Source organism: Neptuniibacter sp. (genome assembly GCF_024231755.1).
In the GTDB taxonomy this organism is placed as follows: Bacteria; Pseudomonadota; Gammaproteobacteria; order Pseudomonadales; family Balneatricaceae; genus Neptuniibacter.
The window spans coordinates 1-11,002 of record NZ_JAAEQH010000193.1 but is presented as its reverse complement, the minus strand read 5'-3'; the positions used below and the strand labels follow the sequence as shown (position 1 = coordinate 11,002).

The 11,002-nt window shown below is 46.7% G+C and carries 9 protein-coding genes; 4 read left to right on the top strand and 5 right to left on the bottom strand.

The features are described from left to right. Position 1: 1 nt before the first annotated feature. Positions 2-1,582 (top strand): glutamine-hydrolyzing GMP synthase, encoded by a 1,581-nt coding sequence (gene guaA / locus GY843_RS10140; RefSeq protein ID WP_297309161.1) that lies wholly within the window; start codon positions 2-4, stop codon positions 1,580-1,582. A gap of 107 nt (positions 1,583-1,689) precedes the next feature. Here the strand turns inward: guaA and GY843_RS10135 are convergent, their stop codons facing one another. Beyond that, on the bottom strand, positions 1,690-2,295 hold the full coding sequence (locus GY843_RS10135) for a TetR/AcrR family transcriptional regulator (protein WP_297309159.1): 606 nt from the start codon (positions 2,293-2,295) through the stop codon (positions 1,690-1,692). A 161-nt stretch (positions 2,296-2,456) separates the two neighbouring features. On the opposite strand from GY843_RS10135, the gene GY843_RS10130 reads away from it, so the two are divergent. Together GY843_RS10130 and tadA are read left to right on the top strand one after the other, a co-directional pair. Beyond that, the gene (locus GY843_RS10130) at positions 2,457-2,894 is read left to right on the top strand and encodes a DUF2852 domain-containing protein (RefSeq protein WP_297309157.1); all 438 of its coding nucleotides are present in this window, start codon (positions 2,457-2,459) and stop codon (positions 2,892-2,894) included. 159 nt (positions 2,895-3,053) lie between these two features. Next, complete coding sequence (gene tadA / locus GY843_RS10125; RefSeq protein ID WP_297309155.1) at positions 3,054-3,572, top strand: tRNA adenosine(34) deaminase TadA; 519 nt, start codon at positions 3,054-3,056, stop codon at positions 3,570-3,572. 3 nt (positions 3,573-3,575) lie between these two features. On the opposite strand, the gene mltF is transcribed toward tadA, so the two are convergent. Then, entirely contained in the window at positions 3,576-5,054 is a 1,479-nt protein-coding gene (gene mltF, locus GY843_RS10120; protein WP_297309153.1) for a membrane-bound lytic murein transglycosylase MltF, read from the bottom strand. Between the two features lie 107 nt (positions 5,055-5,161). On the opposite strand from mltF, the gene purL reads away from it, so the two are divergent. Continuing rightward, a complete protein-coding gene (gene purL, locus GY843_RS10115) occupies positions 5,162-9,064 on the top strand; it encodes a phosphoribosylformylglycinamidine synthase (protein WP_297309151.1) in 3,903 nt (1,300 codons plus the stop codon). A gap of 99 nt (positions 9,065-9,163) precedes the next feature. Here the strand turns inward: purL and GY843_RS10110 are convergent, their stop codons facing one another. From GY843_RS10110 to GY843_RS10100, 3 genes are all read right to left on the bottom strand, one after another. Continuing rightward, positions 9,164-9,604 carry a DsrE family protein gene (locus GY843_RS10110; RefSeq protein ID WP_297309150.1) on the bottom strand — a complete coding sequence of 147 codons (441 nt, stop codon included), beginning with the start codon at positions 9,602-9,604 and terminating at the stop codon, positions 9,164-9,166. Between the two features lie 26 nt (positions 9,605-9,630). Then, positions 9,631-10,155 carry an OmpA family protein gene (locus GY843_RS10105; protein WP_297309148.1) on the bottom strand — a complete coding sequence of 175 codons (525 nt, stop codon included), beginning with the start codon at positions 10,153-10,155 and terminating at the stop codon, positions 9,631-9,633. Between the two features lie 95 nt (positions 10,156-10,250). Then, complete coding sequence (locus GY843_RS10100) at positions 10,251-10,850, bottom strand: OmpA family protein (protein WP_297309146.1); 600 nt, start codon at positions 10,848-10,850, stop codon at positions 10,251-10,253. Positions 10,851-11,002: the final 152 nt, after the last annotated feature.

Here is an 11,002-nt window from a genome sequence, read left to right as displayed (position 1 = left end):
TATGACCAAAGATATTCACGCTCAACGAATTCTGATTCTGGATTTTGGTTCACAGTACACTCAGCTGATTGCGCGTCGTGTACGTGAGATTGGTGTTTACTGTGAAATTCACGCCTGGGATATGCCTGAGCAGGATATCCGTGAATTTGCGCCTAAAGGAATTATCCTGGCGGGTGGTCCAGAATCAGTTACTGAAGGTGACTCTCCACGCGCGCCTGAAGTTGTATTTAATCTGGATGTGCCTGTTTTGGGTATCTGTTACGGAATGCAGACCATGGCTGCGCAGTTGGGTGGTGAAGTATCGACTTCGGATAAGCGTGAATTTGGTTATGCTCAGGTGCGCCTGGAAAGCAGCCCAAGTCGCTTGTTGGAAGGTATTGAAGACCATGTTGCTAACAATGGTTACCTGTCTCTTGATGTATGGATGAGTCATGGCGACAAAGTGACAACTTTGCCAGAAGGCTTCTCTGTTATCGCATCTACAGAATCGGCACCTATCGCTGCGATGTGCCATCCTGAGAAACAGTTCTTTGGGGTGCAGTTCCACCCAGAAGTAACTCACACCAAGCAGGGTGGTCGTATCCTGGAGCGCTTTGTTGTGGAGATCTGTGGTACTGAAGCGCTGTGGAACTCTGCAAACATTATTGCTGATCAGATCGAAAAAGTGCGTGCTCAGGTAGGTGATCAGAAGGTGCTTCTGGGTCTGTCTGGTGGTGTGGATTCATCTGTTGTTGCTGCGCTTCTGCACAAGGCAATTGGCGATCAGCTGACCTGTGTGTTTGTTGATAATGGTCTTCTGCGTAAGCAGGAAGGCGATCAAGTAATGGACATGTTCGCTAAGAACATGGGCGTGAAAGTAATTCGTTCTGATGCTGAAGATCTATTCTTAGGTCGTTTGTTAGGTGAGAACGATCCTGAGAAGAAACGTAAGATCATCGGTAATACCTTTATTGAAGTATTTGATGATGAAGCGACTAAGTTGACTGATGTTAACTTCCTGGCGCAGGGTACAATTTACCCAGACGTTATCGAATCTGCTGCGGCTAAGACGGGTAAAGCGCATGTAATTAAGTCTCACCACAATGTGGGCGGTCTACCTGAAGATATGCAGTTTGAGCTGGTTGAGCCACTGCGTGAACTGTTTAAAGATGAAGTGCGTAAGTTGGGTCTTGAACTGGGCTTGCCTTACGACATGGTATACCGTCATCCGTTCCCAGGGCCGGGCTTGGGTGTGCGTATTCTAGGCGAAGTTAAGAAGGAATATGCTGATATCCTGCGTGAAGCGGATGCTATCTTTATCGAAGAGCTTCACAAGGCTGATTGGTACCATAAGACAAGTCAGGCATTTGCGGTATTCCTACCGGTTAAATCTGTAGGTGTTGTGGGTGATGGTCGTCGTTACGAGTATGTTATTGCGATTCGTGCTGTTGAGACGATCGACTTTATGACAGCGCGTTGGGCTCATCTGCCGTACGAGCTTCTAGAAACTGTATCTAGCCGTATCATCAATGAGATCCCTAAAGTATCTCGTGTGACTTACGATGTGAGCTCTAAACCACCTGCGACAATTGAGTGGGAATAAGAGAAGAGGCCGCTAATTATAGCGGCCTTTTTTGTGGGATCTCATTTTTCTCTAATAATTCTGGTTGATATCTTTGATTGGTCATGTGGCGAATTAGATTCGCTCTATCACTGATTGTTACAGGTGTTTTTTAGTTCGCTTAGAACGGACTCTGCTAGCTCTAGTTTTTGCTCTTTCTTCATTTCGGCAGCTATTGGTCCGTCAACAAATAAATTGGCCATGCCATGAACCGACGACCATGCCAGCATTTCATGGGTACTGAAGTTGTTAGGGTCTTCATCTTGTATCGTACCGGCAAACCCTTCTTTCAGATAACCAACTAATCGTCCCGCCGCGGCTAGGTAGTCTGAGTCGTTGGAGTAGATTGTTTCTTCTCGCCACATTGCGCGAAACAGCGCGGGATTTTCCATGGCGAATGAGAGATAAGCCATGCCTACAGCATGGAAAGTATCTTGCCCGGTTTTTCTAGCTTCCTCTTCAGTTGAATTCAAAGTGTCTGCCAGTTGATTTAATGCGCGAGCGGCAAAAGCTGTTAATAACGCTCTTTTGTCTTGGAAGTGGCGAAATGCAGCCCCCGGTGAAACACCGACTTTTTTGGCGCAGGCGCGAAGAGTGACTGCCTCTATCCCAAATTGTGAGGCAATGTCATCTACTGCCTGCAATAAGGATTCAGATAGGTGGCCGTGATGGTAGCGCTGTTTTTGATTACTCATGCCGTATTTTTATCACCAAATGTGAACAATGTTAACTTTTTTCTTATTTGGGCTTGAAAGTCTTATTTATATCCTCTAGATTAGATGTGAACAGTGTTTACATATTTGGTTTTGGAAATAAAAGGCAAGAAACATCAGCTATCATCGGGAGGTGTATTAGCATGAAAACAGTAAATAACTCAGGTAAAGAAAAGACCAAGCGAGATAACTTTCATAAAGAAGAGGGCCGCTGCAGTGGTGGTCACTGGAGTGCTGCTAACATTACGGCAATGGTGCTAGGTTTTATTATTTTTGCGCCAATAGGTTTTGTGATTTTGGTATGGTCAATTTTAGGAAACCCTGTGCAGGAACTGCCAGGTTGGGTTAGGTCCCAGTGGAATCGTATTTTTCGAGGTGGCAGCTTTAGCTCAGTGAATAATGACGACAATGTCGTTTTTAATGAATATCAAGAGACTCAGCATGACCGGATTCGTGAGATCAAGGAAGAGATCCGGAAGAGGGCTGAGGCATTTGGCGAATTTAGGGCGAATGCGCAGAGGCGTAAGGACCAGCAAGAGTTTGAAGATTTCATGGCGAATAAGCCAGAAAACAGAACCTAATAGAGTGATGGTGATGGTGTTTGCTTCTTGCTGTACACTGTAGTGAATCAGAACTATGCGAAAGCAAGAATTATGGGGAGCAATCTAAATCCCTGTTCGAAACTGCTATGATCTAAAGCCTGCTTTAAGCAGGCTTTTTTGTGATTAGAAGAATATGTTATGACTGAACTGCAAGCGCAAGATGAATTATGGATGCACGAAGCCCTGTCCCTGGCGGATCATGCTGAGAATGCTGGAGAGGTACCTGTTGGAGCGGTCGTTGTGCTTAACGGAGAAGTTATCGGTGAGGGGTGGAATCATCCTATCAGTGGTCATGATCCAACGGCACATGCAGAAGTTATGGCGCTACGCGATGCGGCGACCAGAGTTGGCAACTATCGCCTTGTGGATGCGGACCTCTATGTGACTATTGAGCCCTGTACCATGTGTGCTGGAGCGATGGTGCATGCAAGGATTCGGCGTGTCGTGTATGGCGCTTCCGAAGAGAAAGCGGGGGTGGCGAACAGTAATGGGCTGCTGTTTGATCAACCGTGGATGAATCATCGTGTAGATGTGGTTTCTGGTGTTTTGGCTGAAGAGTGCAGTCAAAAAATTAGTAATTTTTTTAGCCGCCGTAGAGCAGAAAAAAGAGCTCAAAGAAAAGAGCAGCAGGCTGCAAAAAAGCTTGCTGAAGGATAAAGCCTACAGAGTTGGTAGTATGTCTTCCTGTACTGTAGTTGAGTCCCAGCTTTCATGGTCGGGGTCCATATCTGCTTCAATGTCCTGCTTTTTGGCTTGCCGTACTTGCATCTCCCACTGTAGCAACTTGATATATTTTCGAATATTGCTGACATAATGCACAGGCTCATAGCCTCGGGCATAACCATAGCGTACAGTGCTGAAATATTTCTCTTGAGTAAGAAGAGGCAGATGTTTCTTTACATCATCCCATTTGTCTGGATTTAAGCCTGATCTGGATGTCAGGACCCTAGCATCCTCCAGATGACCATAACCTACGTTGTAGCCTGCAAGCGCAAACCAAGTATGATCTGGCTGCGGGATGCGCTCTGGGATCTTTTTCATCACTGAAACAAGATAGTGGGCCCCGCCAATAATGCTCTGCATAGGATCTGTCCGGTCTGTGACATCTACCTCGGAGGCGGCAGCATTGGTCAGCATCATGATCCCTTTCACCCCTGTAGGGGAGACTGCTTTAGGGTCCCAGTGGGATTCCTGATAAGCGATGGCGGCGAGGAGTTGCCAATCTATATCCGTTTCCTGTTCGGCCATATAGAAGTACTGTTCTATTTTAGGGAAACGATTTTGAACATCTTTTTTGAAGACAGTTGTGTCGTAAAAACCTAGAGGGTTGGAGCGCTGAAAATACTTTTGCTTTAATTGTTCTATTAGTTTTTTAGTGCTTTCCTGCTCAAGGAATCTGTTGACTGAATCCAATAAGGTGTTGTCGTTATGCGGTGTGAGCATCCAGGCTAGTGGCTGAGGCTGGTCAAGATTAAAGGCTTTTTTTAGCCCGGGAAAAAATGACTTTTGTGCATCAAAAGCAACGGCATCGATAATAGTGTAATCGATCTCTTTGTTGTGTACCTTTTCCAACAGTTCGACGGCCGATAGCTCCGTAGTTTCCTCCCATTTCAGACTGGGGTGAGCCTTTTGAATGCTTTTTAGAAGCTCTGCATGGCTACTGTTCGCCAGAATAACCAGCTTCTTATCTTTCTTAATCAGATCTTCGAGATTTTTAGGGGCTTTTTGGCCTTTTATGGTTCGGTAGATAAGGGCAGTTGATGTATGCAGGTATGGAGTTGAAAAGTTGAAGGTTTCTTCGCGTTCAGCTGTTGCGGTAAGCATGGCGCCTGCAATATGACCATTGCGCTTTTCCATTGTGGTAAAGATTTCGCCAAAGCTGGTAGGTTGGACCAGTTCTAGCTTAACCCCTAACTGTTCAGTGTAAGCTTTGATCAGGTCATACTCGAACCCCGCAGGCTTAGATTTTTCGATAAAATAGGTGCTGGGTGAGTTGCGGGTAACAAATTTCAGAGTACCGGATTCGATGATTGCCCCTAGCTGAGTTTTGCTATTCCAGCTTAAAAGTGCAGGTATACAGAACAGGAGAAGTACTACCAGGGCGTATGCTGCATCTTTTTTTCGAGTTATATCAAACATAGTACTGCTTTTCTGGTATCCAACAGGCTGTTTCGGTAAAATTCACTACCTATATTTCTCCTGTAACTACTGCCTGACTTGGCAGCTATCAAGAGGCTCTATTAGAGATGCTGGCACTGCGCGGAGCACCTGCTCTTTCTGCTTTTCGTCATGAAAAGCTACTTTCTGTTATTCAGTCCAAAGTTCCTTCTGTAACTGGGTTGTACGCTGAATTTATGCACTTTTCCGATCTGGCTCAAGCTTTATCGGATGAACAGCAGAAAATTCTTGAGCGTATTCTGCGTTATGGCCCGAAAGCGGATGTCCAGGAACCTAATGGTCAGCTGTTTCTGGTAGTGCCTCGCCCGGGAACAATTTCTCCTTGGTCATCCAAGGCAACAGATATAGCACATAACTGCGGCTTGAGTGCAATAAAACGTCTGGAACGTGGCATTGCATATTATGTTCAGACTTCCGCTGATCTTGGCGATGCTGAATTAAATGCAATTCAAGCAGAGCTTTTTGACCGCATGGTTGAAGCTGTATTGCCAAGTATAGATGACGCAGCTCAACTCTTCGTTGAAGAACAACCTCAGCCTCTTACGACAGTAGATATTCTGGCGGGTGGTCGAGATGCTTTGGTTGCTGCAAACACCGATCTTGGGCTGGCGCTGGCAGAAGATGAGATTGATTATCTGGTAGATAGTTTTATCGAGTTGCAACGTAACCCGACCGATGTAGAGCTAATGATGTTTGCGCAGGCAAACTCTGAGCACTGCCGTCACAAGATCTTCAATGCCTCTTGGGATATCGATGGTGAAGCGCAGGAGAAATCGCTGTTCGCCATGATCCGTAATACCAACGAGATGGGTGGGGAGAATGTACTGTCCGCATACAAAGACAATGCGGCAGTAATGGTTGGTTCCAAAGCGGGCCGTTTCTTCCCGAAACCTGATGGCAAAGAGTACAGCTACAATCAGGAAGATATTCAGATCCTGATGAAGGTAGAGACCCACAACCATCCAACAGCGATCGCTCCTCACTCGGGTGCGGCAACAGGCTCTGGTGGTGAGATTCGTGATGAGGGTGCTACTGGTAAAGGTTCTAAACCAAAAGCGGGTCTAACAGGCTTTACTGTTTCTGACCTGAATATTCCGGGCTTTGAGCAGCCTTGGGAATCTAAATATGGCAAGCCAGAGCGTATTGTTACTCCACTGGATATCATGATCGAAGGCCCAATTGGTGGTGCGGCATTTAACAACGAATTTGGTCGTCCAGCACTGACCGGCTACTTCCGTACTTTTGAGCAGGAAGTTAATGGTGCTGCGGGTGAAGAGGTGCGTGGTTACCACAAACCAATCATGATCGCGGGTGGCCTGGGTAATATCCGTGATGAGCACGTTGAAAAGGGTGAGATTCCTGTCGGTGCTAAACTAATCTGTCTTGGTGGTCCTGCGATGCAGATCGGCCTGGGTGGTGGCGCTGCTTCGTCTATGACTTCGGGGTCGTCTTCAGCTGATCTTGATTTCGCATCTGTACAGCGTGATAACCCTGAGCTAGAGCGTCGTTGCCAGGAAGTCATTGACCAGTGCTGGCAGTTGGGTGATGCAAACCCAATCGCATTTATCCATGACGTAGGTGCAGGTGGTCTTTCCAATGCTTTCCCTGAATTGGTAGGTGATGGTAATCGCGGCGCTAATTTTGAACTACGTAATGTAAACAACGATGAGCCAGGCATGTCGCCTTTGGCTATTTGGTGTAACGAAGCGCAAGAGCGTTATGTGATGGCGGTTGATCCTGCGGATATGCCGCGTTTCGAGGCGATCTGTGAGCGTGAGCGTTGCCCATATGCTGTTGTCGGTGAAGCGATTGAAGAGATGCACCTGACTCTGGGTGATACACACTTCGAGAATAAGCCAGTTGATCTGCCAATGAGTGTGCTGTTTGGTAAGCCACCAAAGATGCACCGTTCTGTTGAGCGTAAGGCATATGAAGTGTCTGAGTTCGATGCTGCAGAGATCGATCTTAAAGAAGCCGCTGAGCGAGTACTGAAGCTACCAGCTGTCGCTTCCAAATCCTTTCTAATCACCATTGGTGATCGTTCGATTACCGGTCAAGTGGCTCGTGATCAGATGGTTGGTCCATGGCAGATCCCAGTTGCAGACTGTGCTGTAACAACTGCAGCTTATGATACTTATGCTGGTGAAGCCATGGCGATGGGTGAGCGTACTCCGTTGGCTCTGGTTGATTCTCCTGCTTCGGGTCGCATGGCGATTGGTGAGACAGTTACCAATATGGCTTCAGCCCGTATCTCTGAAATCAAGGATATTAAGCTTTCTGCAAACTGGATGTGTGCGGCAGGCCATCCGGGTGAAGATGAAAAACTCTATGACACAGTTAAAGCTGTTGGTATGGAGTTGTGTCCTCAGCTGGGTATCACGATTCCGGTAGGTAAAGACTCTATGTCTATGCGAACGGTATGGAATGATGAGGGTGTGGATAAGTCTGTTACAGCGCCTATGTCCCTGATCATCTCTGGTTTCGCTCCTGTTACTGATACGCGTAAGACGCTGACACCTCAGCTGCGTACAGACCAGGGTGAAACTGACCTGATTCTACTGGATCTGGGTAACGGGCAGAACCGTATTGGTTTGTCTGCTCTGGCTCAGGTTTATAACGAAGTTGGCCAGACAGTTCCTGATGTGGATCAGCCTGAGCAGTTGGTTGCATTCTTCACTGCGATTCAGGAGTTGAACGAGCAGGGGCTATTGTTGGCTTACCATGATCGTTCTGATGGTGGTCTGTTCGCAACTGTGGCTGAGATGGCATTTGCAGGTAAAACTGGCGTTGATGTTAATCTGGATATGTTGGCTGGTGAGAACTCTGAGTTGGCTGCAGCGCTATTCTCTGAAGAGCTGGGTGCTGTAATTCAGGTTAAGCGCGATCAGTTGGAAGTGGTTCTTAATGAGCTAAATGCAGCAGGTTTGGGTGATGTCGCGCAGGTTATCGGCTCTACAAATCTGGATGATGAGTTGCGCTTCCACTTTGATGAAGAGGAAGTGTATTCAGAATCTCGTGTTCAGCTGCAACGCTGGTGGGCTGAAACGTCGTACCAGATTCAGTCTCTGCGTGATAATTCTGAGTGTGCTCAGCAGGAGTTTGATCGAATTCTTGATAAAGCCGATCCGGGTCTTCATGCTGAGTTGAGCTTTGATCAAAATGAAGACGTGGCAGCGCCATTTATCCAGACCGGCGTGCGCCCTCAGATGGCAATTATCCGTGAGCAGGGTGTAAACGGTCAGATTGAGATGGCCGCTGCCTTCGATCGTGCAGGCTTTGCTGCTGTTGATGTTCACATGAGCGATATTCTGTCAGGCCGTGTTGAGCTTGATCAGTTCAAGGGGCTGGTTGCTTGTGGTGGTTTCTCCTACGGTGATGTTCTGGGTGCAGGTGAAGGTTGGGCTAAATCTATTCTGTTTAATGGTCGTGCACGTGATCAGTTCCAGTCCTTCTTCAATCGTGAAGATACTTTTGCGTTGGGGATCTGTAACGGATGTCAGATGCTGTCCAATCTGCATGAACTGATTCCTGGATCTGATCTGTGGCCTCACTTTGTTCGTAATGTGTCAGAGCAGTTTGAGGCGCGTGTAGCGATGGTTGAAGTGCAGAAATCTGACTCAATCTTCTTGCAGGGTATGGCTGGTTCACGAATGCCTATCGCTGTGGCTCATGGTGAAGGTCGTGCCGAATTCAAAGATGAATCACATCTGGCAGGTCTTGCGTCTTCTGGTACGGTAGCCCTGAGCTATGTGGATAACTACGGTAAACCGACAGAAATCTACCCAGGAAACCCAAATGGTTCGCCACAGGGTATTACCGGTGTAACAACTACTGATGGTCGTGTGACTATTATGATGCCGCACCCTGAGCGCGTATTCCGTTCTGTGACGAATAGCTGGGCACCAGATGAGTGGTCAGAGGATGGTGCATGGATGCGGATGTTCCGTAATGCTAGGGTATGGGTCGGTTAAGCTTAACCTGACTCTGAGATAATAAAAAAGGTGGCTAATGCCACCTTTTTTATTGCTTGAATAGGGTTTACAGTCTTTGCTGAAAGATATGAGCCCTGATTATGGGCGGACGTAAAAATAACCTTGTTGCTGAAGATGAACAATTTCTGGAAGGCCTGCTTTTACAACATCTTCCTCTTCTACCTCATAAAGATCTTCCTTGGTAACTTTAAAGCCATCAAGGCTGTTACCACAGATAATAAACTGGACGTCATTCAGTCTGAGGGAATCTAGAGTGGTTTGCTTGGCTTCATCCTCGGTGGCTTCCATAAAGTATTTTATGGCAGGGCCGTGTACCACCGCTTTTATCTCGATGTTATCTTCACCTAGCTCGCCGATATGATTGGTCATATTGGCGAATGTGGCAGAGATGCGTTTAGGATCATCATAATTGATGTGATAAACAACTTTCTGCGGTTGGTATTCAGCCGCAGAAACTGTTGGGATAACAAGGCAAGCTAATAGAATGCTTAAAAAAATAGATCTAGCTTTGAGATACATTGTTAGCCCCGCTTGATGAAATTGACTCAGTGTTGGTCAACTTGTTGGAGTACCTTCTCTCCAACAATTTCAATCTCAACACGACGGTTTGCGTACAAGCATTCGATCAGCTCAGGGCTACGTTCACCTTCGCAAGACTGTGCAGGGATATCCTCACCTTTATAGTCAGTGAAAATCTTTCCTTCTTCCACTCCACTGTCAATGAGCTTATCCGCAACAGCATTCACACGTCTCTGAGAGAGTCTCTGGTTATAGTCATTGGTACCTAGTCGGTCCGCATGGCCTACCAAAGTGATCTTATCCAGTTGTTTAAGACTGTCGATGTAGTCATTTATATCCTGAATATCACCCACAACTGATTTGTCGAAATCAAAGTAGATAATATGCTTCTCTTCTGCTCCAACAAGAGTAATTTCTTCGTGTTGGTGCTCTTCACAGTTTTCGGCGCTTTTGCCCCAGAATTCAATATCAGGACAGCCAGGGTGTGCAAGAGCAGCATTGCTAAAAGCAAAAGATGCGCATAGGGTCAGAGTCGTGGCTAGCTTTTTCATTCTTCAGGCCTTTTTGTGCTTAGCAGCTGAGTAATTTCAGGTGATAGGAAGGAGGCAGATACCTTGGTATCTGCCTATGAGTCGTAAGCTGAGTCTTACTTGGTGCCAGAAATCTCAACTTCTACGCGACGGTTAGCGCGCAGGCAATCGATCAAGTTAGCGCCACTTTGGCCATCGCAAGATTTAGCAGGAGCATTTTCACCCATGTAACCTGTGCTGATTGCGGAGCCGTTTACACCGCCAGCCTGAAGAGCTGAAGATACTGCGCTCACTCGACGCTGAGATAGTGCATCATTGTATGCGCTAGAACCGATACGGTCAGCGTGGCCAACTAGGTTTACGCTAGTAACTGACTTCAGAGAGTTGATGTAGCTAGTGATGTCACTTACATCGCCTGCATCTGCACTGTCGAAGTCAAAGTATACGATGTGTTTTTCCAGTGTTGGCATTGCTGCAGCAGGTGCTGGAGCAGGAGCTGGGGCAGGAGCAGCTGCTGGAGCTTTGTAGCCAGCACAACCTTCTACTGCATTTTCTTCTTTCCAGAAGCCATGACGCCAGCAACCACCTGTACCCGTTTTCCAGATAGTGCCATTCGGTGTTTCGTCCCAGTAGCCTGCGTTTTCTGGGTGTGCCTGAGCGCCTGTTGCCAAGCCCATTGCAAGTACCAAGCCGGAAGCGATTGCAAATTTTTTCATGTTAGCTGTCCTTAATACGATTGGGGTTCTGTATTGGAATAATAAGTAATAATTTCGTTATTACAACTCTTCTAAGCTTAACCTTAGTTAAACAAGGGCAAAAAAGCCTATTTGGTACTGCTTTTATTTAACTTAAATAAGTATATAAGTGT

What these genes read in the sequence shown, in the direction of transcription:
- guaA (WP_297309161.1), top strand. Translation starts at nt 2, where the DNA reads ATGACCAAAGATATTCACGCTCAACGAATTCTGATTCTGGATTTTGGT.
- GY843_RS10135 (WP_297309159.1), bottom strand. Translation starts at nt 2,295, where the DNA reads ATGAGTAATCAAAAACAGCGCTACCATCACGGCCACCTATCTGAATCC.
- GY843_RS10130 (WP_297309157.1), top strand. Translation starts at nt 2,457, where the DNA reads ATGAAAACAGTAAATAACTCAGGTAAAGAAAAGACCAAGCGAGATAAC.
- tadA (WP_297309155.1), top strand. Translation starts at nt 3,054, where the DNA reads ATGACTGAACTGCAAGCGCAAGATGAATTATGGATGCACGAAGCCCTG.
- mltF (WP_297309153.1), bottom strand. Translation starts at nt 5,054, where the DNA reads ATGTTTGATATAACTCGAAAAAAAGATGCAGCATACGCCCTGGTAGTA.
- purL (WP_297309151.1), top strand. Translation starts at nt 5,162, where the DNA reads ATGCTGGCACTGCGCGGAGCACCTGCTCTTTCTGCTTTTCGTCATGAA.
- GY843_RS10110 (WP_297309150.1), bottom strand. Translation starts at nt 9,604, where the DNA reads ATGTATCTCAAAGCTAGATCTATTTTTTTAAGCATTCTATTAGCTTGC.
- GY843_RS10105 (WP_297309148.1), bottom strand. Translation starts at nt 10,155, where the DNA reads ATGAAAAAGCTAGCCACGACTCTGACCCTATGCGCATCTTTTGCTTTT.
- GY843_RS10100 (WP_297309146.1), bottom strand. Translation starts at nt 10,850, where the DNA reads ATGAAAAAATTTGCAATCGCTTCCGGCTTGGTACTTGCAATGGGCTTG.